The 26947-nt window shown below is 59.3% G+C and carries 25 protein-coding genes and 1 other RNA gene; 18 read left to right on the top strand and 8 right to left on the bottom strand.

Annotated elements, in window-relative coordinates; translation table 11 throughout:
- The first annotated feature begins 4 nt into the window (after nt 1-4).
- From CBW66_RS16690 to CBW66_RS16705, 4 genes are all read left to right on the top strand, one after another.
- A complete protein-coding gene (locus tag CBW66_RS16690; RefSeq protein ID WP_230492034.1) occupies nt 5-1063 on the top strand; it encodes a phage portal protein in 1059 nt (352 codons plus the stop codon).
- Entirely contained in the window at nt 1060-1275 is a 216-nt protein-coding gene (locus CBW66_RS16695; RefSeq protein ID WP_086138199.1) for a hypothetical protein, read from the top strand. Before CBW66_RS16690 ends, CBW66_RS16695 begins: the two co-directional genes overlap by 4 nt.
- Nucleotides 1276-1792: 517 nt before the next feature.
- Complete coding sequence (locus tag CBW66_RS16700) at nt 1793-2119, top strand: hypothetical protein (RefSeq protein WP_139843057.1); 327 nt, start codon at nt 1793-1795, stop codon at nt 2117-2119.
- A gap of 10 nt (nt 2120-2129) precedes the next feature.
- Nucleotides 2130-2768, top strand: a complete 639-nt coding sequence (locus CBW66_RS16705) for an SOS response-associated peptidase (RefSeq protein WP_086138201.1) — start codon at nt 2130-2132, stop codon at nt 2766-2768.
- Between the two features lie 120 nt (nt 2769-2888).
- On the opposite strand, the gene CBW66_RS16710 is transcribed toward CBW66_RS16705, so the two are convergent.
- The 8 genes from CBW66_RS16710 to ompA form a co-directional block, all read right to left on the bottom strand.
- Nucleotides 2889-3761, bottom strand: a complete 873-nt coding sequence (locus CBW66_RS16710) for a hypothetical protein (RefSeq protein WP_086138202.1) — start codon at nt 3759-3761, stop codon at nt 2889-2891.
- 90 nt (nt 3762-3851) lie between these two features.
- The gene (locus CBW66_RS28550) at nt 3852-4409 is read right to left on the bottom strand and encodes a hypothetical protein (RefSeq protein ID WP_139841653.1); all 558 of its coding nucleotides are present in this window, start codon (nt 4407-4409) and stop codon (nt 3852-3854) included.
- A gap of 177 nt (nt 4410-4586) precedes the next feature.
- Nucleotides 4587-5321 carry a hypothetical protein gene (locus CBW66_RS16715; protein WP_139841654.1) on the bottom strand — a complete coding sequence of 245 codons (735 nt, stop codon included), beginning with the start codon at nt 5319-5321 and terminating at the stop codon, nt 4587-4589.
- 54 nt (nt 5322-5375) lie between these two features.
- Complete coding sequence (gene mauJ / locus CBW66_RS16720) at nt 5376-6707, bottom strand: methylamine utilization protein MauJ (RefSeq protein WP_086138204.1); 1332 nt, start codon at nt 6705-6707, stop codon at nt 5376-5378.
- A gap of 502 nt (nt 6708-7209) precedes the next feature.
- Nucleotides 7210-7570, bottom strand: a transfer-messenger RNA (tmRNA) gene (gene ssrA, locus CBW66_RS16725).
- Between the two features lie 108 nt (nt 7571-7678).
- On the bottom strand, nt 7679-8383 hold the full coding sequence (locus CBW66_RS16730) for an HAD family hydrolase (protein WP_086138265.1): 705 nt from the start codon (nt 8381-8383) through the stop codon (nt 7679-7681).
- 68 nt (nt 8384-8451) lie between these two features.
- Nucleotides 8452-9147 carry a bifunctional 2-polyprenyl-6-hydroxyphenol methylase/3-demethylubiquinol 3-O-methyltransferase UbiG gene (gene ubiG, locus CBW66_RS16735; RefSeq protein WP_086138205.1) on the bottom strand — a complete coding sequence of 232 codons (696 nt, stop codon included), beginning with the start codon at nt 9145-9147 and terminating at the stop codon, nt 8452-8454.
- Nucleotides 9148-9276: 129 nt separating this feature from the next.
- Nucleotides 9277-9987 (bottom strand): outer membrane protein OmpA, encoded by a 711-nt coding sequence (gene ompA, locus CBW66_RS16740; RefSeq protein ID WP_086138206.1) that lies wholly within the window; start codon nt 9985-9987, stop codon nt 9277-9279.
- Nucleotides 9988-10514: 527 nt separating this feature from the next.
- On the opposite strand from ompA, the gene gyrA reads away from it, so the two are divergent.
- The 14 genes from gyrA to rfaE1 all read left to right on the top strand — a co-directional run bounded on the left by gyrA (nt 10515) and on the right by rfaE1 (nt 26800).
- Nucleotides 10515-13208 carry a DNA gyrase subunit A gene (gene gyrA / locus CBW66_RS16745; protein WP_086138207.1) on the top strand — a complete coding sequence of 898 codons (2694 nt, stop codon included), beginning with the start codon at nt 10515-10517 and terminating at the stop codon, nt 13206-13208.
- Nucleotides 13209-13362: 154 nt separating this feature from the next.
- A complete protein-coding gene (locus CBW66_RS16750) occupies nt 13363-13947 on the top strand; it encodes a DUF2059 domain-containing protein (protein WP_170933023.1) in 585 nt (194 codons plus the stop codon).
- A gap of 24 nt (nt 13948-13971) precedes the next feature.
- A complete protein-coding gene (serC, locus tag CBW66_RS16755) occupies nt 13972-15063 on the top strand; it encodes a 3-phosphoserine/phosphohydroxythreonine transaminase (protein WP_086138209.1) in 1092 nt (363 codons plus the stop codon).
- An 82-nt stretch (nt 15064-15145) separates the two neighbouring features.
- Complete coding sequence (gene pheA, locus CBW66_RS16760) at nt 15146-16216, top strand: prephenate dehydratase (protein ID WP_086138266.1); 1071 nt, start codon at nt 15146-15148, stop codon at nt 16214-16216.
- 173 nt (nt 16217-16389) lie between these two features.
- Nucleotides 16390-17496 (top strand): histidinol-phosphate transaminase, encoded by a 1107-nt coding sequence (gene hisC, locus CBW66_RS16765; RefSeq protein ID WP_086138210.1) that lies wholly within the window; start codon nt 16390-16392, stop codon nt 17494-17496.
- 4 nt (nt 17497-17500) lie between these two features.
- Nucleotides 17501-18409: a prephenate dehydrogenase/arogenate dehydrogenase family protein gene (locus CBW66_RS16770; RefSeq protein ID WP_086138211.1), complete on the top strand. Its 909-nt coding sequence runs from the start codon at nt 17501-17503 to the stop codon at nt 18407-18409.
- A gap of 18 nt (nt 18410-18427) precedes the next feature.
- Nucleotides 18428-19783, top strand: a complete 1356-nt coding sequence (gene aroA, locus CBW66_RS16775) for a 3-phosphoshikimate 1-carboxyvinyltransferase (protein WP_086138212.1) — start codon at nt 18428-18430, stop codon at nt 19781-19783.
- A 16-nt stretch (nt 19784-19799) separates the two neighbouring features.
- Complete coding sequence (gene cmk, locus CBW66_RS16780; protein ID WP_086138213.1) at nt 19800-20468, top strand: (d)CMP kinase; 669 nt, start codon at nt 19800-19802, stop codon at nt 20466-20468.
- Between the two features lie 119 nt (nt 20469-20587).
- Nucleotides 20588-22300: a 30S ribosomal protein S1 gene (rpsA, locus tag CBW66_RS16785; RefSeq protein WP_071650172.1), complete on the top strand. Its 1713-nt coding sequence runs from the start codon at nt 20588-20590 to the stop codon at nt 22298-22300.
- Between the two features lie 17 nt (nt 22301-22317).
- Nucleotides 22318-22623 carry an integration host factor subunit beta gene (locus tag CBW66_RS16790; RefSeq protein WP_008446215.1) on the top strand — a complete coding sequence of 102 codons (306 nt, stop codon included), beginning with the start codon at nt 22318-22320 and terminating at the stop codon, nt 22621-22623.
- Between the two features lie 255 nt (nt 22624-22878).
- Nucleotides 22879-23181, top strand: coding sequence for a lipopolysaccharide assembly LapA domain-containing protein (locus tag CBW66_RS16795; protein WP_077400759.1), 303 nt, complete (start codon nt 22879-22881; stop codon nt 23179-23181).
- Between the two features lie 46 nt (nt 23182-23227).
- On the top strand, nt 23228-24403 hold the full coding sequence (gene lapB / locus CBW66_RS16800) for a lipopolysaccharide assembly protein LapB (protein ID WP_070219401.1): 1176 nt from the start codon (nt 23228-23230) through the stop codon (nt 24401-24403).
- 79 nt (nt 24404-24482) lie between these two features.
- Nucleotides 24483-25850 carry a UDP-glucose/GDP-mannose dehydrogenase family protein gene (locus CBW66_RS16805; protein ID WP_086138214.1) on the top strand — a complete coding sequence of 456 codons (1368 nt, stop codon included), beginning with the start codon at nt 24483-24485 and terminating at the stop codon, nt 25848-25850.
- Nucleotides 25847-26800 carry a D-glycero-beta-D-manno-heptose-7-phosphate kinase gene (gene rfaE1, locus CBW66_RS16810; protein WP_051991229.1) on the top strand — a complete coding sequence of 318 codons (954 nt, stop codon included), beginning with the start codon at nt 25847-25849 and terminating at the stop codon, nt 26798-26800. The genes CBW66_RS16805 and rfaE1 overlap by 4 nt, the downstream gene beginning before the upstream one ends.
- The last annotated feature ends 147 nt before the right edge of the window (nt 26801-26947 follow it).

The raw sequence follows: 26947 nt of genomic DNA on the forward strand, positions 1-26947 counted from the left end.
GATCTTGAACAAGGCACGACATCAGCGCGCCCGCGCGCGCTCCGCACCTGCTGCAACCACGCCGGCGCCGTCGGACGCCGCCGGCATCCAGGCCTTTTCCTTCGGCGACCCCACGCCCGTGCTTGAGCACGGCGACATTCTCGACTGCTTCGAATGCTGGAAGAACGGCGAATGGTACGAGCCGCCCATCAACCTGGCCGGCCTGGCCAAGTCGTTCAATGCCGGCGTGCACCATTCCAGCGCGATCCACTTCAAGGCCAACGTGCTGGCGTCCACGCTGATGCCCAGCAAGTACCTGTCGCGCGACGCCTTCAAACGCCTGGCGCTCGACTTCCTCACGTTCGGCAACTGCTACCTGGAAGACCGGCCCAGCCGCAGCGGGCGCCCGTTGAGCTATGCGCATGCGCTGGCCAAGTACATGCGGCGCGGCATCGATGGGGACACGTATTTCTTTGTCACCAATCACGGCACGGCGCACCAGTTCGAAACGGGCCGCGTGTTCCACCTGATGGAACCGGACGTGAACCAGGAGCTGTACGGCGTGCCGCAGTACCTGAGCGCGCTGCAATCGGCCTGGCTCAACGAGGCGGCCACCTTGTTCCGCCGCAAGTACTACAAAAATGGATCCCACGCCGGTTTCGTGTTCTACATGACGGACGCGGCGGCCAACACCCAGGACGTGGACAACCTGCGTCAGGCCATGCGCGACAGCAAGGGACCGGGCAATTTCCGCAACCTGTTCATGTACGCGCCGAACGGCAAGAAGGACGGCATCCAGATTCTCCCCGTGTCCGACGTGGCCGCCAAGGACGAGTTTTTCAACATCAAGAGCGTGACGCGCGACGACCAGCTGGCCGCGCACCGCGTGCCGCCGCAGCTCATGGGCATCTTGCCGAACAATGCCGGTGGCTTCGGCGCCGTCGAGCCGGCCGCGCGCGTGTTCGCCCGCAACGAGCTGGTGCCGCTGCAGTCGCAGTTCATGGCGATCAACGAGTGGGCCGGCGTGGAAGTGGTGAAGTTCGCCCCGTATGATCTGGCCACAGGCGGGGAGGGCGCGGCATGAGCGACCATATCGACAATACCGACAAGATCATCTTCGCCGAAGTGGCGCGCGGCCTGGCCGCCGTGCGCGGACGGCCCGCCCTGGTGGCGCACGGCGCCTGCCACTACTGCGACGAGCCGCTGGCACCCGGCCTGCCGTTCTGCAACGTCGATTGCCGCGACGATTACGAGAAGGAGCAGGCGGCCAAGGCCCGCGCCGGCCGACCAGGATAGCCGCTATGCTGCGATAGCCGGCAGGTTAGGGCGTTGACAGCCCAGCCGCGCCAGAGCGCCCCAGCCGCCCCACGAGCCGCCCACGAGGCGGCTTTTTCACGTCCCGACGAATGATATTGCTATGGAAGCTAGAAAAAGCCCCATTTCGGCCCGGCGCGCGCAGTTGTCCCCCCTCCACACCTGCCCGCTATATAGGGCTGTTTTGACTCAAATTTGCGTTATGGCCGAAGGGGCATGTGGACTGGCGCGGCGGGGCGAAGAGGGAGCGTGTGATTTGACGCATTTTGACGCACTTTGAGCGCTTTTTTGTGCGGGTGGTGTGGCGACGTGGGAAGGGTGTCATTTGCGCGCCACAGCACGCTTCCAGCGCTTTGCTGGCCCATGCTTCGCTCTCTATGTCGCGCGCATCATACGTTGCCATGCCCATGCGTCATGCCTGGATATTGCGACCTCAAGAAGTCTTGATATACTGTATGCATATACAGTATTTTATTCAGGGCTTGTCATGATTGTAAAAATGTTAAAGATGCGTCTCAACGGCGTGGAAGTGCCGAAGCGCCGGCTGCATGATCGCTACCACTCGGCGCGCGCCGGTACGCTGGAAGTGGTTGAAACGACAGACCAGGGATTGCACCGATTGGTGAAGCTCGCACGCTTTACCTATGGAGAGAGCGGAAAGTATGTCGAAACACTCTTTGATGTGAATTTGCTCTGGTATCGGGACGGCCGCATGGTACTGTCAGGGTTTGAACGCAGCAAAAAGGATATGCAATTTTGCGACTATGCGCAGTCCTGGCTGTGTTTTGTCGGGGTGGAACCGCCGCCGATGCCGGAAGGCAGGTAGAATCATTTGCATGTGCGCCGACTATACCCCCAGCCGTAGCGATCAAATCGAACAGCATTTCGCTGTCCGCTCCCCTCAATTTGACCTGCCGCCGGAAGCCTGGCCCGGCTATATGGCGCCGATCATCCGCGCTTCGCACGATGCGCCCGGCGAAATGGAAGTCGCGCCGGCATGTTTCGGCATGGTTCCGCATTGGGCCGATAAGAAATTAGCGCGCCAGACCTACAACGCCCGCACCGAAACCGTGGCGCAAAAGCCGTCCTTCCGCAATGCCTGGAAGCGCAAACAGTTCTGTATTATCCCCGCCGATAACTTCTTCGAACCTTGCTATGAGACGGGGAATCCAGTCCGCTGGCGCATCGAGCGCGCCGATGGCATGCCGGCCGCCATCGCCGGGATATGGGAATTCCGGCCACAGGATTTGCTGCTGTCGTTCTCAATGCTGACGATAAACGCCGATGGCCATCCGCTCATGCAGCGTTTCCACAAGCCGGATGACGAAAAGCGGATGGTGATGATCCTCGACCCAGACCAGTATCAAGGCTGGCTCGATGGTTCTCTTGTGACAGAGGAGGATTTGTTTCAGCAGTATCCAGCAGAGCGCTTTGTGGCTGTAGCTGATCCGCTTCCGCCGCGTGTGAAAAAATGAACACGGGCCGGTGTTGCAATGGGCAACCTGACTCCTTCGCATGATCCTCTCCGGCCAATTAGTTGAGTTAGGAATTACCGGAAGAGAATGAGACTTGAAAGTTAGCTTTCGCAACAGCGGCTAACGAGGCTTATGCTCAGTACGTCCCGCAATATTAGGGATGGAGTCGGCAGGACTCACAGTGGTTTGAACTGACGCCCGTCCAGCCAAGCGCTTGCGTGCTACCGATGCAAAGGTTTTGCCGGTTCGCTTCACCTCGCTAAAGATTTTCTGCAAATCTTCCCCAAAGATAGGAGACTCATCCGCCATAATTATTGTCGATAAATTGTAAACTTGTTCATCTTCCTGATCCGTTCTTGATGTTTCCTCGATCACCCAATCGGCGTCCACTTCCACCGCTTCCTGCATGCCTGCCCCCGCCGCACCGAAGCCATAGTGAACATTGGGTAATGCTCGCGCCTCAAGCATAAAAATGTCACGTTTGGAAAGTGGGACATGAAATTCATTAAAATCTATAAATGGACGGTTATCAATCCGCATTTGAAAGTGATAGTGAGGAAATGAAGAGTGGTGTCCACCGTGTCCCATGAAATCAGTTTTGGAGCAATCAAAACTCCACTCGATATTTTTCCATCGAATAGAATAACTTAATATTTTCCGATCAGATTTTTCATCCTCTAGATCATTGATATTCCTGAGAGGCTGCTCTTTGTTGGCGCACCATCGTAGGAAAGCTGCGATTGCGTGGTAATCATATCTAGCGAAAATTTTAGAAAAGTCTTTTTTCTTGAATTTTGTCCTGCGTAGAAGCCAATGTGAACAAGGCGCTGCCGTCCGCATCTGATCAAATTGCTCTCCACACAAATAGCAGCAACCTCTTTCATATGCTTCTTCAAATTTTTTTACTTGTGCATCGTGGTTTGCGCGATCCAGTTCATTTAACTGATTTCGTTGCTTATTTGTGAGGCTATAAAAAAAGGAAGAGGGGTCCATGCTGAAAAGATACTTTCGAAGTTAATTCAGGAGGTTGAAAATTTCAAGTCAATGAAATATAGTTTTAAGTTTTTGGTCCAGTATGGGGTTTTATTCACAATCATAATCATTGGTAAAATCAGCCCAAGCAGCGTCTCGAAGAATTTTTACCCACGCTCGATTGTAGCTTAGAAACCCTTGCGCAACGCTCATTACTCGGTCGTAGTCAACACTCTCCAATGACGATATTTGGAGGTTAAAGTCAGCTCCATAATGGCCCGCTGCATTATTTCTCAGTGGCCCCCATCGCTCCAGAAGACCTAGGGGGGCAGCAAATTGTATACGCAGTTCTTTTTTAATTTCCCTACTGATCGGCACCCCTCTCTCTGCCATCAGTTTTTCGATTTTCGGTGTCATTTCTTGCAGGCGCAATTTGTATTCAAACAGTCTTAGGATTAGTCCTTTTAAAGCCACTGCTTGAGCAAAATCTATTGGTTTGTTTCGAATTACTCCAATCATTTCTGTGGATATGTCATATTGGAATATGGCGCTTTGAAGTTTTAGCTCGGCAAAATCTCTGTGTAAACCAGAGATTGGTGATTTGAAATCGCGATAAGAAGAGTTGAGAACCTGTTCAGCTTTTTTTAAAATTTCCTCAAAGTCTGGCATTTTTTTCCTTTGTGTAGATAGATACTTTGGTAGGAATTTCATTGCCGCGCTGATGGCGCACGTTCGTGGTTCCAATCAGCTTTTCAACTTAGCCAGCTTCTACAGCACCCAGCGCATCAGTCCGTATCCGAGTGACAGACCTGACCCTCATACTGCGCTCGCCGGAGAGGCGAACGATTAGAACCTTCCTCCCTTAGACTCTCTGACATGAAACTTTAAGTCCGGGCTAACGGAGCGGACATACTCGCTTACTTTTTCAACACTTTGCATATGATTTAGGCTAATCGAGTTGAAGCCCAAACCAGTGAACTCGTCCAGTAGTCCGCCGCTCTCGATAAGAGCAGTTTTTTCATCGTTGCCCACTGCATATACCATAATAAACCTGATTTTCTTACTAATGACTTTGCCATTTATTTGTTTGGTATGTCGCGTCGCCATCACGTATCCTTGCAGGATCGCTTGCGCTATCATCATCGGTTTGGCAAAAGACTTGCATTTGATGCCACCCTCAGTAGTTGTAATATAAAAATCAATCTTTTCGTTTGGGGCCATACTGTGCTGCCACTCATCGCTTCCTACTGTGAGAAACGAGTAGCGCTCAGTCGCGATAGAAATAGTCTCAAGAGCTTTCAACACAAGGGGAGGTTCAAATTGGTGCATTGGGAACTGTATATGATCCCCGAAGACGCCAAACACATCGTAGATAGTGATCGGTCGATCTTTGTTATTTGATAGCACCACACTTTTCACCTGAGCTGGAAAAAAACGATCCTCGCCCATCTGAGCTGAACAGGAAATGCTTACCCCGATTTTCTTTATCGCCAAGTACAAACTTAGCGGGAAAATCACCAAACCTGGCACCAGTTTTAGAAACTCTTGAGAAGAGAACACCAAATTGCAAATTTCAGTCACTGATCCTCCACATAATCCAACGTAAAAAAGCTGTCATTACCTCGCGCCCAAAATTTATTGATTCTGCGCCCGACGCTGCCTGAAATCTATAAGAGCCTGTGCGACAGCCTCTTCGGGAATACGCGGAATTATGTTTGTCGGTATGATAACATCACAGTCGACTGGTTCAACGCCGTCGATGGTTAGTTCAACAGTGCGATTCGCGACAACGCTGTGGAAATAGCGTGTGAAATCTTCGACATCTTCTTCGCCAAAGTCGCTTCCGTCACGTATTCCGCTCTCATCCAGCAGCGTATGCATGCGTCCGTTTACCAAGTCCATTGCGAACGCAAGCAGTATAGTGTTGCGAACGCTCAGTAAAATGAATTTCAATACGCCGTCGCTGCATTCCGTCGGCACCAATTTCATAGTCTCAAACTGCTTTGGGGGCGAGTCAGGCCAGAGCCTTACAGATACGATTGCTTCATTGAGTTTGCCTAAGTCGCCGACCTCTGTCACTCGGCCGCCAACTTTTAAATTAGCTACCGACGCCTTAGGCATTAGCTCATGCCAAGGTGCCACTCGGTCTCGTATGCGGTAGAGGTCTGACTCATCAGGCACGCCGGCGTCCACCTTAATATATTGGATTGCCAGTGCCGCGATAATATTGAGGTCGGCAGCGATGCGCTGACGGTCTGCAGGAATGTCCGGATCCACGATGTTGCCACCAACGCTCGCATGAGCGACGGCGCAGCGTCCCGAATCGAAAAGGTGACGATTGACGTTGACGCCCTGGCCATTTAGCTCATGGATTCTTTTTACTGCTTGCTCATCCGTGAGAAGGGCTAAGTTTCGCTCAACCCAAGCAATACGGTCGGTTGCCTTGAATTGACTCTCGATGACCTTGAAAAACGACAAAAATGAATAAGGTCCATGCACATGCTCTAGTCGACGTCCTTCTCGCAAAAATGCGAGGGCCTTGCGTACTTGGTCGTCCTCAATGACGGGCATGTGGTTACAGCTAAAAGTTCTGTAGCCTGACTGCAAAAGGGTTGCGAACTTTGTACTGGTAGAGTAACGAATCATACGACTGCCCCAGACTTGCCCGGTGATATCAACGTAACCCCGCTTGTAAAAGCCGAGCACGGAAGTGAACCGATACACACGTGCCAATGCCTCATCGCAATTATTCTGCTTCGCGGGCGTACTAATACTTGGGCTGATACGTTGTTGGCCCTCCTGCCGCGCCCCATGGAGCAGATACTCGGCACCATCGTAATCTAACCAAACGTCGTCCTGAGGCCAAGCTATAGAGGAGGCTACGCCGACCGTAAGCCAGCCAAGGTGTTCGGCCACCTTGGCCAAGGCGTCGTCCCCGAAAAGGTGATGAATGTATGGTGTCTTCATGACTGACGATAATACGCGGTACGCATGTGTCTCGGGGATTTTCTCAGAGATTATGACGGGCATTGGTGGGGGCCGCGTAGGGGGGGAGAAGCAGTATGACGCTCATAGCGAGTCCCTCCTCAGATAGTCGTGCATTCGTGGCTTAAGTTGGCTTATCAACCAGCTCATCCATAAACACCCGCCCAGCGTACGAAAGAAAAAGGCCATCCGAGGAAGGCCTTTTTTCTTTCGCACACCGGAACTGAGCGGCGCAACTTTTAGCGTAGCTTTTATAAACTACCGCACATCATTCATAGGGGAAACACGCTGTTGTATCATCAGTGTATCGGCGTGAAGCCACGATCAAAGTTCGCGGCCAGGGCTGTGATGCTCAGCCTATTGTGAGGAGGGGACATAAAAAAAAGCTGTCATTTTGTTGTCATTCCTAGGCTAAAACAGCCCAAAAACAACCCAAATAATGACAGCCTTCTTCTTGCTAACTACTTGATTCTAAACAATTCAGTGGTGGAGACGGCGGGAATCGAACCCGCGTCCGCAAGCACTCCACAGACAGTTCTACATACTTAGCACTATCATTTAATTTAACTCAGCCAGCACGGATGTGCACGTTATGGGCAAGCGAGTTACCTATTATTTAGTCGGACGCTAAGTAACCCAGCATACGACGAGTCCCTGTAAATGACTCTAGAGCTTTTGACGGCCCACCCCAGGGACGAGGTGTTCTAGAGCTAACAGCGATTAAGCTGCCAGTGCGTACGAGTTATCGTTTGCAGTTAAGTTTTTTCTGGGTGTATTTACGAGGTAACCAGCCCTCGGTATGCCCTGCGCTGCTTTGCAACCCACGTCGAAACCAGGTCGTCCCCACAGAACCTTCATTGTAGCGCAATCTTCACACTCTTGCATGATGCATTCGCAGTCAGAGATATGCCAGGTGGCGCCAGTGTCAAGTCAGCATCGAAGCGCCGGCCGTTTCACGCCGCCAGTTGCCGCGCCTGCGCCGCCTTCACCACGTCCGCCACCAGATCGAGCAAGGCTTGCGGCGTATCGAGCAAATGGTCGGCGTTCCAGTGCTGCGGCTCGACGGGGCCGCAGTAGCCCCAGGCGCAGGCGACCGTGCGCATGCCGGCCGCGCGGCCGGCCTGGATGTCGCGCAGGTCGTCGCCCACGTACCAGCAGTCTTGCGGCGTCAGGTTCAGGCGGCGGGCCGCTTCCAGGAGGGGGGCGGGGTGGGGTTTCGGATGCGCCATGGTGTCGCCCGAGATCACGCAGCCGGCGCCGCCCAGGCCGATCTGGCCGACCAGCGGGTCGGTGAAGCGGGCGGCCTTGTTGGTGACCACGCCCCAGGCCAGGCCCAGAGCGCTCAAGCCTTCCAGCATGGCGGGGATGCCGTCGAACAAGCGGCTTTCCACGGCCAGCGCCGCTTCGTAATTGTTCAGAAAACCGTCTTTCAGGGCTTCGTAGCCGCTTTCGCCGGGGCCGATGCCATACGATGCGCCTATCATGCCGCGCGCGCCGGCCGAGGCCGTGGGTCGCAGGATGTCGTACGGGGTCGGCGCCAGGCCGGCGCGGGCGCGCAGCAGGTTGATGGCCGCTGCCAGGTCGGGCGCGGTGTCGGCCAGGGTGCCGTCGAGGTCGAACAGGATGGCGCGCGGGGCTGGCAGATGGTCAGTGATCATGGCGGGCAAAGTGTGTCAAGTAGGAATGAAAAATGGCGGCCGCAGCCGCCTTGTATTGTGCGTGATGGTTACAGCGGCCGGGTGCAGGCCACCAGGTAATTGACGCTGGTATCGCTATTAAGTGAGTAAATCTTGGTCAGCGGATTGTAGCCCATGCCGCGCATGCTGTTGACGTCCAGGCCGGCGCTGCGCAGGTATTGCGACAGTTCGGCCGGGGTGATGAATTTGTCATAGTCGTGCGTGCCTTTCGGCAGCAGACGCAGCAGGTATTCGGCACCGAGGATGGCGAACAGATACGCTTTCGGGTTGCGGTTCAGGGTCGACAGGAAGACGTGGCCGCCCGGTTTCACCAAGGTGGCGCAAGCCTGGACGATGGCGGCGGGGTCCGGCACGTGCTCGAGCATTTCCATGCAGGTCACGACGTCGTACTGGCCCGGCTCTTCCGCGGCCATGGCTTCGGCGGCGATCAGCTTGTAGCGCACCTTGGCACCGGATTCCAGGCTGTGCAGGTCGGCCACTTTCAAGGCCTTGTCGGACAGGTCGATGCCCGTCACGTCGGCGCCTTTGCGGGCCATCGATTCGGCCAGGATGCCGCCGCCGCAGCCGATGTCGATCACGCGCTTGCCGGCCAGCGGCACTTTTGCGTTGATCCATTCCAGGCGCAGGGGGTTAATTTCGTGCAGGGGACGAAACTCGGAAGTGGGGTCCCACCAGCGGTGGGCCAGCTCACTGAATTTTTGGATTTCGAGAGGGTCGGCGTTCATAGGTCGAATAATAGCGGCAATTTTACAATTGGGCAGCCACGGACGAAAAAAAACCCCGCCGTGGCGGGGTTTTTCATGCTGTTCTTGACTTGCGCGATGACTTGCGGCAAGTCCAGAGGGGCTCAGCTATTACTTGTTGCGGGTACCAACAACTTCGATTTCCACGCGACGGTTTTTCGCACGGCCTTCGGCAGTTTTGTTATCAGCAACAGGTTGTTTCTCGCCTTTGCCTTCGGTGTACACGCGGTTGCTTTCAACGCCTTTGTTGACCAGGTAGGCTTTGACAGCATCAGCACGACGTACCGACAGTTTTTGGTTGTAAGCATCGGTGCCGACGGAGTCGGTGTGACCCACAGCGATGATGACTTCCAGGTTGATGCCACCCAGTTGCGCGGCCAGCTCGTCCAGCTTGGCTTTGCCTTCTGGCTTCAGCGTAGCTTTGTCGAAATCGAAGAAGGCATCAGCAGCGAAGCTGACTTTTTCCGAGGTAGGAGCAACGACGACTGGCACTGGCACGACAGGTGCTGGTGCTGGTGCAGGTACGACTGGCGCTGGAGGAGCTACGCATTTGCCGTCTTGCAGGGTTTCTGGCTCTACGCACAGTGGTACGTCGCAACCTGGCACTGCGTCAGCAGGTGTCCAGTAGCCGGTGCGCCAGCACAGGCCGAATGGGTCACGCACGATCACGCCGCGGGCATCTTGCACGTAAGCGCTTTTTGGGCTTGGTGCTTGGATGTCAGTGGTAACTGGCGCGAATGGTGGGGAGGTTGGGGTTTGGGCCGAAGCCGAGCCAGCAATCACTGCGGATGCAGCGAAAAACAGCGTTACAAATTTATTCATTCTTTTTTCCTTTCGGGGGGTGATATCCGCAGAACAACACTGCGCTACTGGTGCTACGTGCCAAGATTTTATCATGTAGACCATATGCGCTCGTTTCAGATTGCGAAACTAGCAATTAACTTCCCAGTCATTTTGCCACACGCATCAGGGGCACACGACCGTGGTTAAATCAAAGCTTGCCCGATTTTAGACCGTGCGTTGTTTTTGCGCAACGAAAATGCCCATTTGTAACGCGTCTGTAACAATTGATCGTTTTTTTTGCCACTTTTAAGGGCAGGTGTCTTGAACTGGTATTGCCATTGTGCATTATCGTTAGGTCAACCCGCACGTCGCCGGTGCAAACCGCCGATCGGCCTGGCATGGCCAATTTGTACAGGTAGCTTGGCGCGCATGCTAAAATCGTGCGCTTGACTGTCAAGAGTGTCGAGTAAATGCCCACGACGACAGCCACCCCAGGATATGCAGTATTGCGTCATACATTGCGTAACAGATAAGTTAACCACAGCCTGAGATCAGTCGAACCGCCAATGGATCAATTCGCAAAAGAAACAATTCCTATTTCCCTCGAAGAAGAGATGCGCAAGAGCTACCTCGATTACGCCATGAGCGTGATCGTCGGTCGCGCCTTGCCCGATGCGCGCGATGGCTTGAAGCCAGTGCACCGCCGCGTCTTGTTCGCGATGCATGAAATGAATAACGTGTGGAACCGCCCTTACGTCAAGTGCGCCCGCGTGGTCGGCGAAACCATGGGTAAATACCATCCCCACGGCGATGCCTCGATCTACGACACCCTGGTGCGCATGGCGCAGGATTTCTCGCTGCGCTACATGCTCGTCGATGGCCAGGGCAACTTCGGTTCCGTCGACGGCGACGGCGCCGCGGCGATGCGTTACACCGAGTGCCGCCTCGACAAGATCGCCGGCGAGCTGCTGGCCGATATCGACAAGGACACCGTCGACTTCCAGCCCAACTACGACGGCAAGGAAAAGGAACCGACGGTCTTGCCGACGCGTATCCCGAACTTGCTGATCAATGGCTCGTCCGGTATCGCCGTCGGCATGGCGACGAACATCCCGCCACACAACATCACCGAAGTCATCGACGGCGCGCTGCACGTACTGCGCAACCCCGATTGCACGATCGATGAATTGATCGAGCTGATCCCGGCGCCGGACTTCCCGACGGCCGGCATCATCTATGGCGTGTCCGGCGTGCGCGACGGCTACCGCACGGGCCGCGGCCGCGTCGTCATGCGCGCCAAGACCCACTTCGAGGAATACGGCAAGGATGGCGGCCGCATCGCCATCATCGTCGACGAGCTGCCATTCCAGGTCAACAAGAAATCCTTGCTGGAGCGCATCGCTGAAAACGTGCGCGACAAGAAGCTCGACGGCATTTCCGACATCCGCGACGAGTCCGACAAGTCGGGCATGCGCGTGGTGATCGAGCTGAAACGGGGCGAAGTGCCGGAAGTGGTGCTCAACAACCTGTACAAGCAGACCCAGTTGCAGGACACCTTCGGCATGAACATGGTAGCCCTGGTCGATGGTCAGCCCAAGCTGCTGAACCTCAAGCAGATGCTGCAATGCTTCCTGTCGCACCGCCGCGAAGTGGTCACGCGCCGCACCGTGTTCGAACTGCGCAAGGCGCGCGAACGCGGCCACGTGCTCGAAGGCCTGGCGGTCGCGCTGGCCAACATTGATGACTTCATCGCCATCATCAAGGCCGCGCCGACGCCGCCGATCGCCAAGGTCGAACTGATGGCCAAGGCCTGGGATTCGTCCGTCGTGCGCGAAATGCTGGCCCGTACGGGCGACGGCTCGACGCCGGGCGGCGTGGACGCCTACCGTCCGGAGAACCTGCCGAAGCACTACGGCATGCAGGCCGATGGCCTGTACAAGCTGTCGGACGACCAGGCGCAGGAAATTCTGCAGATGCGCCTGCAGCGCCTGACCGGCCTGGAACAGGACAAGATCGTCAACGAGTACAAGGACGTGATGGAACATATCGCCGACTTGCTCGACATCCTGGCCAAGCCTGAACGCGTCACCGTCATCATCACCGATGAAATGACCCTGGCGAAGAACGAATACGGCGCCGGCAACAAGGACGTGCGCCGCTCGCAGATCGAGCTCAACGCGACCGACCTCGAGACTGAAGATCTCATTACGCCGCAGGACATGGTCGTGACCCTGTCGCACACCGGCTACATGAAGGCGCAGCCGATCACCGAATACCGCGCGCAGAAGCGCGGCGGTCGCGGCAAGCAGGCGATGGCGACGAAAGAGGAAGACTGGATCGACCAGCTGTTCATCGCCAACACGCACGACTACATCCTGTGCTTCTCGGATCGTGGCCGCATGTACTGGCTGAAGGTGTGGGAAGTGCCGCAAGGCTCGCGCAATTCGCGCGGCAAGCCGATCGTCAACATGTTCCCGCTGCAGGACAACGAAAAGATCACCGTGATCCTGCCGCTGTCGGGCGAGAACCGCACGTTCCCGGAAGACCATTACGTGTTCATGTCGACCAGCCTTGGCACCGTCAAGAAGACGCCGCTGAAGGACTTCAGCAATCCACGCAAGGCCGGCATCATCGCGGTCGACCTGGACGACGGCGACTTCCTGATCGGCGCGGCGCTGACCGATGGCCAGCACGACGTGATGCTGTTCTCCGATTCGGGCAAGGCAGTGCGCTTCGACGAGAACGATGTGCGTCCGATGGGCCGTACGGCGCGCGGCGTGCGCGGCATGAACCTGGAAGAAGGCCAGCACGTGATCGCCCTGCTGGTGGCCGAGAACGAGCAGCAGTCGGTGCTGACGGCCACGGAAAACGGTTACGGCAAGCGTACGCCGATTCTTGAATACACGCGCCATGGCCGTGGCACGAAAGGCATGATCGCCATCCAGACCAGCGAGCGCAACGGTAAAGTGGTTGCCGCGACCCTGGTCGATACCAGCGATGAAATCATGCTGATCACCACCGGCGGCGTCCTGATCCGCACGCGCGTGTCGGAAATCCGCGAGATGGGCCGCGCGACGCAGGGCGTGACCCTGATCGCCGTGGAAGACGGCACCAAGCTGTCCGGCCTGCAGCGCGTGGTGGAAACGGATATCGACGAAGTCGAGCTGACGACGGAGGCGGGCACGGAAGCCGCGCCGGCGCCGGCCGAACCCGCCGATCCGGCGGCTGCCGACAGTGTCGATCCGGCCCAGCCGGAGTAAGATGATTGGGGCTCTTTCGGGAGCCCCAATTGCTATTGGCGCGCCTTTTCGTGGTGCCGCCAGCAGAATTTCGTAGGTCGGCTTAGCCCGTCGGGCGTAAGCCGACATGCAGCCGGCAGTGCCCTTTTACCAGTCATTCACCATCCCGCATGCCATGAGAAAAATCGTCGCCACCTTCTTCGCCGCGTTCTCGCTGGCCTTCCTCGCGAGCCTGCCGGCCCTGGCCCAGAGCACGCAAGCCACGCCCGCCCGCCAGGCGGCGCCCAGCCCCGCCATGAAAGTGGCGGTGCGGCGCATGCTCGACGCGATGCAGTTCCCGCAACTGACGCGCAGCATCTTCGACCAGATGCTGCAATCGGTGCCGGCCATGATCCGCCAGTCGGCACAGCAGCAAATCAACAGCAATCCGAAACTGGACGAGCAGCGCAAGGCGCGCGCGCTGGCCAGCGCCGAGGAAGAAATTCCCCTGGCCATCGCCACCTTGACGCAGGTACTGGCCGACCCGACCCTGATCGATGAGCTGGGCGACGAAATGGTGCCCCTGTACGCGCGTTTTTACACGGTGCAGGAAGTCGAGCAGCTGACGGCCTTCTACAAGACGCCGCTGGGCCGCAAGATGCTGGCCACCATGCCGCAGCTGTCGGCCGAATCGATGGCCATCAGCCAGCGCGTGCTGATCCCCCGCGTGAACGCCGTGCTCGACCAGGTCATGCGGGCGGCCACGCAGTCGCCCCAATAATTTCATTTCACTAAGGACCGTATCGTGACCCATATCTACAACTTCTCCGCCGGCCCCGCCGTCCTGCCCAAGGAAGTGCTGGCGCAAGCGGCCGCCGAGATGCAGGACTGGCATGGCAGCGGCATGTCGGTGATGGAAATGAGCCACCGTGGTCCCGAATTCATCTCCATCTACAAGCAGGCCGTGGCCGACTTGCGCGAGCTGCTGGCCGTGCCCGAGAACTACAAGATACTGTTCCTGCAGGGCGGTGGTCTGGGCGAGAACGCCATCATCCCGATGAACCTGGTGGGCCTGGCCGCGCAGCAGCCGGCCACCGTGGACTTCGTGCACACGGGTTCGTGGTCGGGCAAGTCGATCCAGGAAGCGGCCAAGTATGCCAACGTCAACGTGGCCGCCTCGTCGAAGGCGACCCGTTTCACGGGCGTGCCGCCCGTCGCCGAATGGAAGCTGACGCCAGGCGCGGCCTACCTGCACATCTGCACCAATGAAACCATCGACGGCGTGGAATTCCAGCAGACGCCGAACGTGCCGGCAGGTACCACCATCGTGGCCGACATGTCCTCGCACATTTTGTCGCGCGTGATCGACGTGTCGCAATATGGCGTCATCTTCGGCGGCGCGCAGAAAAATATCGGCCCGGCCGGCCTGACCCTGGTCATCGTGCGCGAAGACTTGCTGGGCAAGGCGCTGCCGATCTGCCCGTCGGCTTTCGACTGGACCATCGTGGCCGAACATGAGTCGATGTACAACACGCCGCCCACCTACGGCATCTATATCGCCGGCCTGGTTTTCCAGTGGCTCAAACGCCAGGGTGGCGTTGCAGCCATGGAACAGCGTAATATTGAGAAAGCGGCGCTGCTGTACGCGGCGCTCGATGCGGACGACTTCTACCAGAACCGGGTCGATCCCGCCTACCGCTCGCGCATGACCATCCCGTTCTATCTGCGCGATGAAAGTCTGAACGACGCATTCCTGGCCGGCGCCAAGCAGCGCGGCCTGCTGCAACTGAAGGGCCACAAGTCCGTCGGCGGCATGCGTGCATCGATCTATAACGCGATGCCGATCGAGGGCGTGCAAGCCCTGGTCGATTATCTGAACGAGTTTGCCGGACGCTGAGTCGCTTAACCGACCGCGCCGGCCCGCCGCCGGCGCAGGCCGCGTGGCCATGATTGAAGTACAGCTGACGAAACAAACCACCATGACCGATAAATTGAAACCGCTGCGCGAACAGATCGATGCGATCGACGCGCAAATCCTCGAACTGCTGAACCGCCGCGCGCAAATCGCCCAGCAGGTGGGCCACGTGAAGGCCGAGACGCAGGCGCCCGTGTTCCGCCCCGAGCGCGAAGCGCAGGTGCTGCGCGGCGTGGCCGAGCGCAATCCCGGCCCCATGGGCGACCGCGAAGTGCAGACCATCTTCCGCGAAATCATGTCCTCCTGCCGTTCGCTGGAAAAGCGCGTGACCGTGGCGTATCTGGGCCCGGCCGGTACCTTCAGCGAACAGGCCGTGTATCAGCAGTTCGGCAGCGCCGTCGAAGGCTTGCCGTGCGCGTCCATCGATGAAGTATTCCGTTCCGCCGAGGCGGGCACGGCGGACTTTGGCGTCGTGCCGATCGAAAATTCCTCGGAAGGCGCCGTCAACCGCACGCTCGACATGATGCTGCAGACCAGTCTCATCATCAGCGGCGAAGTCGCCATTGCCGTGCACCACAGCCTGATGACGAAGAGCGGCAACATGGATGGCGTCACGTCCATCTGCGCCCATTCGCAGGCGCTGGCGCAGTGCCAGGTCTGGCTGAACCAGAACTACCCGCATATCGAGCGCCGCGCCGTGGCCTCGAATGCCGAGGCGGCCCGCATGGCTGGCGAAGACGGCACGGTGGCGGCGATTGCCAGCGAACTGGCAGGCGCGCAGTACAAGCTGGGCGTGGTCAAGGGCCATATCCAGGACGACCCGCACAACCGCACGCGCTTTGCCGTCGTGGGTACCTTGCAGACGGCGCCGTCGGGCAAGGACCAGACCTCGCTGGTGCTGGCCGTGCCGAACAAGGCGGGCGCCGTGTACCAGCTGCTGGCACCGCTGGCCAAGCACGGCGTGTCGATGACGCGCTTCGAGTCGCGCCCGGCGCGCATGGGCAGCTGGGAGTATTATTTCTATGTCGACGTGGAGGGCCACGTGCACGACGCGGCCGTCGCCCAGGCGCTGGCCGAGCTGCAGAGCAATGCGGCGTTTTTCAAGGTGCTGGGGTCGTATCCGGTCAGTCTGTGACGTCGTTGACTGGTGTCGGATTACGCTGCGCTCATCCGACCTACGGTAAGCTGTAGCTTGGGTTAGCGAAGCGTAACCCAACAAACAACCATGGTAAGCCGTAGCTTGGGTTAGTGCAGCGTAACCCAACAACAGCCACCAGCCTAATCATTCACCAACTTTTAAAGAACACCATGTCTAAAAATATCGGTCCAGAATACGTCCGCGCCATCGCCCCTTACCAGAGCGGCAAACCGATCGCGGAAGTCGCGCGCGAATTCGGCCTCGACGAGGCAGCCATCGTCAAGCTGGCGTCGAATGAAAACCCGTACGGCATGCCGGCATCGGCGAAGCAGGCGATGATCGCCGCCATTGATGACCTGGGCCGCTACCCGGACGCCAACGGCTTCGACTTGAAAGCCGTGCTGTCGAAGCGCTACGACGTGCCGGCAGACTGGATCACCCTGGGCAACGGCAGCAACGACATCCTGGAAATCGCCGCGCACGCCTTCGTGCAGCATGGCCAATCCGTCGTCTACTCGCAGTACTCGTTCGCCGTGTACGCGCTGGCCACGCAAGGCCTGGGCGCGCGCCACATCGTCGTGCCGGCACAAGCCTACGGCCATGACCTCGACGCCATGGCTGCGGCGATTGCCGACGACACGCGTCTGGTCTTCATCGCCAACCCGAACAACCCGACCGGCACCTTCCTGTCGGCGGCGCAGCTCGAAGCGTTCCTGCAAAAAGTGCCGGCGCATGTCGTCGTCGTGCTCGACGAAGCCTACAACGAATTCCTGTCGGCCGACGACCAGTACGAGTCGACGGCCTGGGTGCGCCAGTATCCGAACCTGGTGGTGTCGCGCACCCTGTCGAAGGCGTACGGCCTGGCCGGCTTGCGCATCGGCTTTGCCATCGCCCAGCCGGTGCTGACGGACCTGATGAACCGCATCCGCCAGCCGTTCAACGTCAATTCGCTGGCGCAGGCCGCCGCGATCGCCGCTTTGAACGACAAGGCATTCCTCGAGCAAAGCGCGCGCAACAACGCGGCCGGCTACCAGCAATTTACGGAAGCGTTTACGCAACTGGGCCTCGAGTACGTGCCATCGCACGGCAATTTCGTGCTGGTGAAAGTGGGCGACGATGATGAAGCCGGCGCGCGCGTCAACCTGGCATTGCTCAAGCAGGGCGTCATCGTGCGCCCCGTCGGCAGCTATGGCTTGCCGCAATGGCTGCGCATCTCCATCGGCCTGCCGCAGGAAAACGCCATCCTCATCGCCGCGCTGACGAAAGCGCTGGCCTGACGATATGATGACGCCTGCACTGAACAAGATCGTTATCTTTGGCGTGGGCCTGATCGGCGGTTCGTTCGCGCGCGCCTTGAAATATGCGGGCGCGGTCGGCACGGTGGTCGGCATGGGCCGCTCGCCGGCCTCGATGGCGCGCGCTTTGGCGCTGGGCATCATCGACGAGGTCGGCGGCGACATGGCGCAAGCCTTGCTTGGCGCCGACCTGGTGCTGCTGGCCGCGCCCGTGGCGCAGACGGGTGCCATCCTGGCGTCCATCGCGCCGCACCTGCGGCCCGGTACCGTCGTCACCGACGCGGGCAGCACGAAAAGCGACGTGGTGGCGGCCGCGCGCGCGGCGCTCGGTGCCAAAGTGGCGCAATTCGTGCCCGGCCACCCGATCGCGGGACGCGAGACGAACGGCCCCGATGCGGCCATCATCGATCTGTATCAAGGCAAGAAAGTGGTGCTCACGCCGCTGGCGGAAAACGCCGCGGCGGACGTCGAACGCGTGGCGGCCGCGTGGCGCGCCTGCGGCGCCATCCTGCACACCTTGAGCCCCGAAGAACATGACAAGGTGTTTGCCGCCGTCAGCCATCTGCCGCATCTGCTGGCTTTTGCGCTGGTCGACGACATCGCCAACAAACCGCACGCGGGCCTGCTGTTCCAATACGCGGCCAGCGGCTTTCGCGACTTTACGCGCATCGCCGGCTCATCGCCGGAAATGTGGCGCGACATCAGCCTGGCCAACCAGCCGGCGCTGCTGCATGAACTGGACGCCTACCTGGCGCAGTTGACGACCTTGCGCGCCCACTTGGCCGCGCACGACGGCGCCGCCATCGAGGGCGTGTATGCGAACGCCCAGCACGCGCGCCAGCAATGGATCGAGGCGATTGAAACGGCGGAAGTGCCGGCCGCGCCCACACGATAAATACTCAAGGATTCCAGCATGACCCAGACCAAGCACTACCCCCACCATATCGATCTGAAGCCGGTGATGCACGCCGAAGGCACGGTGCGCTTGCCCGGCTCGAAAAGCATTTCCAACCGCGTGCTGCTGCTGGCCGCGCTGTCCAAGGGCACGACGAAAATCATCGACCTGCTCGCCTCCGACGACACCTTCGTCATGCTGACGGCATTGACGTCGCTGGGCGTCAAATGGACGCAGGATGAATTGACGGGCGACCCGGCCACGGCTCACCAGGTGCACCATGTGGAAGGCTGCGGCGGCGTCTTCCCGCACCACGCGGCGGACCTGTTCATGGGGAACGCCGGCACGGCGATCCGCCCGCTGACGGCGGCGCTGGCCGTGATCGGCGGCGACTACACGCTGCACGGCGTGTCGCGCATGCACGAGCGCCCCATCGGCGACCTGGTCGACGCGCTGAACGCCGTCGGCACGCAGATCGAGTACACGGGCGAGCAGGGCTTCCCGCCGCTGCGCATCCGCCGCGGCCACATCCACGCGCAGCGCATTGCCGTGCGCGGCAATGTATCGAGCCAGTTCCTCACGGCCTTGCTGATGGTGGCGCCGCTGATGGCGCGCGACCATGCGGTCACCATCGATGTCACGGGCGAGCTGATCTCGAAGCCGTATATCGAAATCACCCTGAACCTGATGCGCCGCTTCGGCGTGACGGTCGAGCATGACGGCTGGCAGTCGTTTACCGTGCAGCCGGGCCAGCAGTATCAAAGCCCGGGCACGATCCACGTGGAAGGCGATGCCTCGTCGGCGTCGTATTTCCTGGCGGCCGGCGCCATCGGCGGCGGTCCCGTGCGCGTGGAAGGCGTGGGGCGCGACAGCATCCAGGGCGACGTGCGTTTCGTCGAAGCCTTGCAGCAGATGGGCGCGACCATCACCATGGGCGAGAACTGGATCGAGGCGCGCTCGAACGGCGTCTTGACGGCCGTCGACATGGACTTTAACCATATTCCCGACGCGGCCATGACGATTGCCGTGGCCGCCCTGTACGCGGACGGCACCTCGACCTTGCGCAATATCGCCAGCTGGCGGGTGAAGGAAACGGACCGCCTGGCCGCCATGGCGACGGAATTGCGTAAACTCGGCGCCGAAGTGGAAGAGGGAGCCGACTACCTGCGCGTGACGCCGCCGGCCGAAATCCTGGCGGCGACCATCGACACGTATGACGACCACCGCATGGCCATGTGCTTCTCGCTCGCCTCGCTCGATGGCGCCGCGCGCCGCGGCAACGAAATGCGCATCAACGACCCGAAATGCGTGGCCAAGACCTTCCCCGAGTATTTCGCCGCCTTCGCGGGGATTGCCAAGGACACCTTGATTTAATTGATTGTTTAAAACTATGCCAACTTCCAACATCCCAGTCATCGCCATCGACGGCCCCACCGCTTCCGGCAAGGGCACGGTGGCGCACCGCGTGGCCGACAAGCTGGGCTTTCATTACCTGGACTCGGGCGCGCTGTACCGCCTGACGGCCTTGAGCGCGCTGCGCCGCGGCACGGACTTGCGCGACGAGCACGCGCTGGCCAAGCTGGCCGAGCACTTGCCTTGCCACTTCGCCAATGGCGAGATCCTGCTGGCGCAGGAAAACGTCACCGAGCAGATCCGTGCCGAAGAGGTGGGCAATACGGCGTCGAAAATTGCCGTATTGCCAACGGTGCGCCATGCCCTGGTCAGCTTGCAGCTGGGCTTTCGCAAGACGCCGGGCCTGGTGGCCGACGGACGCGACATGGGTACGGTGATCTTCCCGCACGCCCCCTTGAAGGTGTTCCTGACGGCCAGCGTCGAGGCGCGCGCGCAACGGCGCTACAAGCAATTGATAGACAAGGGTTTTTCTGCTAATATGGAAGACCTTCTGATGGATTTGCAGACGCGGGACGAACGTGATACTCACCGTGCGATTGCGCCGCTGGTCCCCGCGGAAGGGGCGCATGTCCTCGATACGTCGGAAATGACGGCAGATGATGCCGTTGAAACCGTGTTGAAATGGTATGCAGCTGCAGCAAAATAGTGTGATTTCTATGCTATGTGGTGCCCGTTGACGGCTCCTGGCCTGTCCGGGTGTGTCAAAAACCTAACCCAGTTTAAGTCGCATCGTGCGATCTCTGCTGGATAACCTGTGTGAACCCTATGTCTACTGTTACAACTAACGAATCTACCGGTATGGAAAGTTTTGCTGCGCTCTTCGAGGAATCGTTGTCGCGTCAAGATATGCGCTCCGGCGAAGTTATTTCCGCTGAAGTCGTGCGCCTCGACCACAATTTCGTGATCGTGAACGCCGGCCTCAAATCCGAAGCATTCATCCCTGTCGAAGAATTCAAGAACGACCACGGCGAACTGGAAGTCAAAGTTGGTGACTTCGTTTCCGTGGCGATCGAATCGCTGGAAAACGGTTTCGGCGATACCATCCTGTCGCGCGATAAAGCCAAGCGTCTGGCTTCGTGGCTGGCTCTGGAAAAAGCGATGGAATCGGGCGAAATCGTCGTCGGTACCGTCAATGGTAAAGTCAAAGGCGGTCTGACCGTGTTGACTAACGGCATCCGCGCATTCCTGCCGGGCTCGCTGGTTGATACCCGTCCTGTCAAAGACACCACCCCATTCGAAGGCAAAACCCTCGAATTCAAAGTTATCAAGCTGGACCGCAAGCGTAACAACGTGGTTCTGTCCCGCCGCGCCGTCATCGAAGCTTCGATGGGCGAAGAGCGTCAGAAACTGATGGAAACGCTGAAAGAAGGCACGGTCGTGACCGGCGTCGTCAAAAATATCACCGACTACGGCGCGTTCGTGGATCTGGGCGGTATCGATGGCCTGCTGCACATCACCGACCTGGCATGGCGCCGTGTACGTCACCCGTCGGAAGTACTGACGGTTGGCCAGGAAATCACCGCCAAAGTCCTGAAATACGATCAAGAGAAAAACCGTGTTTCGCTGGGCGTGAAACAACTGGGCGACGATCCTTGGACCGGTCTGTCCCGTCGTTACCCACAAAGCACCCGTCTGTTCGGTAAAGTAACGAACCTGACCGACTACGGCGCGTTCGTTGAAGTGGAACAAGGTATCGAAGGTCTGGTACACGTTTCCGAAATGGACTGGACGAACAAAAACGTTGCTCCTAATAAAGTTGTCCAACTGGGCGACGAAGTAGAAGTGATGGTTCTGGAAATCGACGAAGAGCGTCGTCGTATTTCGCTGGGCATGAAACAGTGCAAAGCCAACCCATGGGACGACTTCGGTGTTACCCATAAGAAAGGTGACAAAGTCCGCGGCGCGATCAAATCGATCACCGACTTCGGCGTGTTCATCGGCCTGGCCGGCAACATCGACGGTCTGGTGCACCTGTCCGACCTGTCCTGGACCGAAACCGGCGAAGAAGCCGTGCGTCGCTTCAAGAAAGGTGACGAACTGGAAGCCATCGTTCTGGCCATCGACGTTGAGCGCGAGCGCGTTTCCCTGGGCGTCAAGCAACTGGAAGGTGACCCATTCAACAACTTCGCAGCCATGAACGACAAAGGTTCGCTGGTTACCGGTACCGTTAAATCGGTTGAGCCTAAAGGCGCCGTGATCCAACTGTCCGAAGAAGTCGAAGGCTACCTGCGCGCTTCCGAAATCTCGCGCGACCGCGTTGAAGATGCTGGTACGCACCTGAAAGTCGGCGACACCGTCGAAGCCATGGTACTGAACATCGACCGCAAGGCCCGTGGTATCCAACTGTCGATCAAAGCGAAAGACAACGTGGAAACCCAGGAAGCCATGCAGAAGATGGCAGCGACCGACAACAACGCAGCTTCGGGCACCACCAGCCTGGGCGCCTTGTTGAAAGCTAAGTTCGATAACAAGAACTAAGACTGCGGATACGGCAGATGACAAAGTCCGAGCTGATCAACCGCCTCGCTGAGCGTTATTCTCAGCTGGTGGCGAAAGATGCGGAGTATGCCGTCAAGACCATTCTCGATGCGATGACCAACGCCCTGGCGACCGGTCAGCGTATCGAGATCCGCGGTTTTGGCAGTTTTGCCCTGAACAGCAGGCCCCCGCGCATCGGCCGCAACCCGAAGTCCGGCGACAAGGTGATGGTGCCCGAAAAACGGGTACCCCACTTCAAACCGGGCAAACAGTTGCGCGAGCGGGTGGACGCGATGGTCGGGCAACCGATTATCGAGGATTAATCGTCTGCTGGAAGGCGGAAAATAAAGAGCGGCGTCCTTGGATGCCGCTTTTTTTTGTTAATATGCTGAGGAACACCTAACCAAACCTACTGCGCGTCGTGATTTGCGGCCTGCGATGCTCACCGTACTTCAGTACGGTTGCGCTTCTCGGCCACAAGGGGGCGCCGAGCCTCACTGCCGCTCGCTACGGTTTGATCAGCACTCTACGTTTGTGCCATGTGGCACGGGCATTTTTTGTACTTTCTGGACCTATCGATGAAAATCATCTCCACCATCGTTGGCTGTGTTCTCTTCGTCCTGTTCTTCAGTTTTGCGCTGAAGAATGCGCAGGTTGTCGACCTGCATGTTTTCCTCAATTATGAAATTCGCGGCCCCCTGGTCCTGATGCTGCTGGGCTTTTTTGTCGCCGGCGCCAGCTTGGGCGTCCTGGCGCTGACGCCGACCGTGTTCCGTCACCGCCGCGAAGCGAGCAAGCAAAAAACCACCATTGCCGCGCTGCAGACCGTTGGCGTGGCCAGCAATGTCCAGCCGCAACCGGACAGCGTGAGCGCGCAGTAAGCTGCGCCGTCGCTCCTATCTCTCTTACTCGAATAAAAACAATCGCATGGATTTTGAACTCTGGTGGCTCTTGGGTATCCCGATGTTTTTCGCGCTGGGCTGGATCGCCGCGCGCGTGGACATTCATCAACTGGTGTCGGAATCGCGCAGCCTGCCGCGCAATTACTTCAAGGGCTTGAATTTCCTGCTCAATGAACAGCACGACAAGGCCATCGACGCCTTCATCGAAGTCGTCAAGCTGGACCCGGAATCGGCCGATATGCACTTTGCGCTGGGCAACCTGTTTCGCCGCCGCGGCGAAACGGAGCGCGCCATCCGCGTGCACCAGAATTTGCTGGCGCGTCCGGACTTGCCGCTGGAACAGCAGGGCCACGCCGCCTACGAACTGGGCATGGACTACCTGAAAGCAGGTCTGCTGGACCGCGCCGAAGAAACCTTCAACAGCCTGGTCGACACGCAATATGCGGCCCAGGCGCGCCGCGCGCTGCTGGAAATCTACCAGCGCGAAAAGGAATGGCCACGCGCCATCGAAGCGGCCGTGGGCTTGCAGGAATCGGGCGCCGGCGCGCGCCAGAAGGAAATCGCCCAGTTCTATTGCGAACTGGCGCATGACGCGCTCGTGCACATGAAGCCGGACGACGCCATGCCGCTGCTGGAAAAAGCCTTGCAGACGGACCGCAAGAGCGTGCGCGCCACCATCCTGACGGGCGACGTGCTGCTGGCGCGTGGCGACGTGGAAGGCGCGCTGACCACCTGGCGCCGCGTGGAGCAGCAAAGCGTGCCGCACGTGGCCCTGGTGGCGCAGCGCCTGATGGATGGCTACACCAAGCTGGGCCGTGCACAGGAAGGCGTCAACCTGCTGCGCTCCTACCTGGAAGAGGCATCGTCGATCGACCTGATCGAAGTCGTCTTCAAGGCCGTTATCGAGCTCGACGGCGTGGAAGCGGCGAAGCAGCTGGTCAGTGCCGAGCTGCGTCGCACGCCGACTCTGCTGGGCCTCGACAAACTGCTGGAAGCGCGCATGATGGACGCGCCGGCCGCCATCTGGTCGGAGCTGTCGATGGTGAAAAACCTCGTGCACGGCTACACGCAGAAGCTGGCCCGCTACCAGTGCAGCCACTGCGGCTTCAAGGCGCGCCAGTTCTACTGGCACTGCCCTGGCTGCAACAAGTGGGAGACTTACCCACCACGGCGCACAGAAGAACTCAATGTCATGAACTGATTCGTACACGTCACCTTGTCCTGAGCAATGTGGCGTGTACTTCTATGTAAGACCTGCTTTTTATCCATACGGTACATCCATGAAAATCACTATTATCGGCACCGGCTATGTTGGCCTCGTGACCGGCGCCTGCCTGGCGGAGCTGGGCAACGACGTCTTTTGCCTCGACCTGGACGCACAGAAGGTCGCTCTGCTCAACAGCGGCGGCATTCCCATCCATGAACCGGGCCTGGAAGAAGTCGTGGCGCGCAACCGCGCCGCCGGGCGCATGACCTTTTCCACCGACGTCGAGGCGGCCGCCGCGCACGGCGTGATGCAATTCATCGCCGTCGGCACGCCGCCCGATGAAGACGGCTCGGCCGACCTGCAATACGTGCTGGCCGCCGCGCGCGGCATCGGCAAATACATGACCGACTTCAAGGTCATCGTCGACAAGTCCACCGTGCCCGTCGGGACGGCGGAAAAAGTGCGCGCCGCCATCCAGAGCGAACTCGACGCGCGCGGCGTGGCCGCCGCGTTCTCGGTGGCGTCGAATCCGGAATTCCTCAAGGAAGGCGCGGCCGTCGAAGACTTCATGCGCCCCGACCGCATCGTCATCGGCGTCGACGCCACGCCGGATGGCGAGCGCGCGCGCGAATTGCTCAAAAGCCTGTACGCGCCGTTCAACCGCAACCACGAGCGCACCTACTGGATGGACGTGCGCTCGGCCGAATTCACCAAATATGCGGCGAATGCCATGCTGGCCACGCGCATCTCGTTCATGAATGAACTGGCGAACCTGGCCGACAAGGTGGGCGTCGATATCGAAGCCGTGCGCCACGGCATCGGTTCCGACCCGCGCATCGGCCACAGCTTCCTGTACGCCGGTTGCGGCTATGGCGGTTCCTGCTTCCCGAAAGACGTGCAGGCGCTCGAACGCACCGCGCGCGGCCACGGCCAGGAACTGCTGATCCTGCGCGCCGTTGAAGCCGTCAACGACCAGCAGAAGCAGGTGCTGGGACGCAAAGTGGTCACTCGCTTCGGCGAAGATCTGACGGGCCGGCATTTCGCCGTCTGGGGCCTGGCCTTCAAGCCGAATACGGATGACATGCGCGAAGCGTCGGCCCGCGTGCTGCTGGCCGACTTGCTGGGACGCGGCGCCACGGTGGCCGTGTACGACCCCGTCGCCATGGCCGAAGCAAAGCGGGTGCTGCAACTGGACTTGACGCCGCAGCAATTGGCCAAGGTGCGCTTTGCCGACAGCCCGAAGGATGCGCTGCAGGACGCCGATGCGCTGGTCATCGTGACCGAGTGGAAAGCCTTCCGCAGCCCCGACTTCGAGCAGGTCAAGGCGCGCCTGAAGCAGGCCGTGATCTTTGACGGACGCAATCTGTTCGAGCCGGCCGTCATGGCCGAGAATGGCATCGAATACCACGGGATCGGTCGCTCGATCCTGACGCGCGCATGAGCGCCCAAGAGGTGGTCGCCTTGACGGCGCCGGCCGCGTTGGCCCAGGTACGCCTGCTGGTGGTGGGCGATGTGATGCTGGACCGTTACTGGTTCGGCGACGTCAGCCGTATTTCGCCGGAGGCGCCCGTGCCCATCGTGCGCATCGAGAAGCGCGAAGAGCGCCTGGGCGGCGCGGCCAACGTGGCGCGCAACGCGGCCGCGCTGGGAGCGAAGACGAGCTTGCTGGGCGTGGTCGGCGACGACGAGGCCGGCAGCCAGGTCGAGCGCCTGCTCGAAGGCGGCGGCATCCACAGCTATCTGCAGCGCGATGCGGCCATTTCCACCATCATCAAGCTGCGCGTGATCGGCCGCCAGCAGCAGATGCTGCGCATCGATTTCGAAGATGCGCCCAGCGATACGGTGCTGCGCGACAAGCTGGCGCAATTCAATGCCCTCTTGCCGCACTACGACGTGGTGATCCTGTCCGACTACGCCAAGGGCAGCCTGGTGAACGTGGCCGAGATGATCAAGGCGGCCCGGGCGGCTGGCAAGATCGTCATGGTCGACCCGAAAGGCGATGATTTCAGCCGCTATACGGGAGCGTCAGTGCTCACTCCGAACAAGTCCGAGCTGCGCCGCGTGATCGGCAACTGGAGCACGGAAGAGCAGCTCACGGAACGCGCGCAGCAGATGCGCGCGCAGCTGGGCCTGGACGCCTTGCTGCTGACCCGTTCCGAGGAAGGCATGAGCTTGTACACGGCCGACGAGGTGCTGCATATGCCCACCGATGCGCGCGAAGTGTTCGACGTCTCGGGCGCCGGCGACACGGTGATCGCCACCATGGCGGCCATGCTGGGCGCCGGCATGGGTCTGGGCGAGGCCGTGCGCACGGCCAACCGGGCCGGCGGCATCGTCGTCGGCAAGCTGGGCACGGCCACCGTCACCCGCGACGAGCTGTTCCCCCAGTAAGCAAGCTGTACCACCTGCGCCGGAGCGTTTGATCTGGCGCAGGTTTTCCCGCCGTTCCGCCGTCCCGTCTTGTCAACCGTATCACGTCCCAGCCGTTAAAGCCGTTAAGGCGCTGCTCTTCCCTTGCGTTCGAGTCATCTTGAAACC

The organism is Janthinobacterium sp. GW456P (assembly GCF_002127655.1).
GTDB lineage: Bacteria > Pseudomonadota > Gammaproteobacteria > Burkholderiales > Burkholderiaceae_D > Janthinobacterium.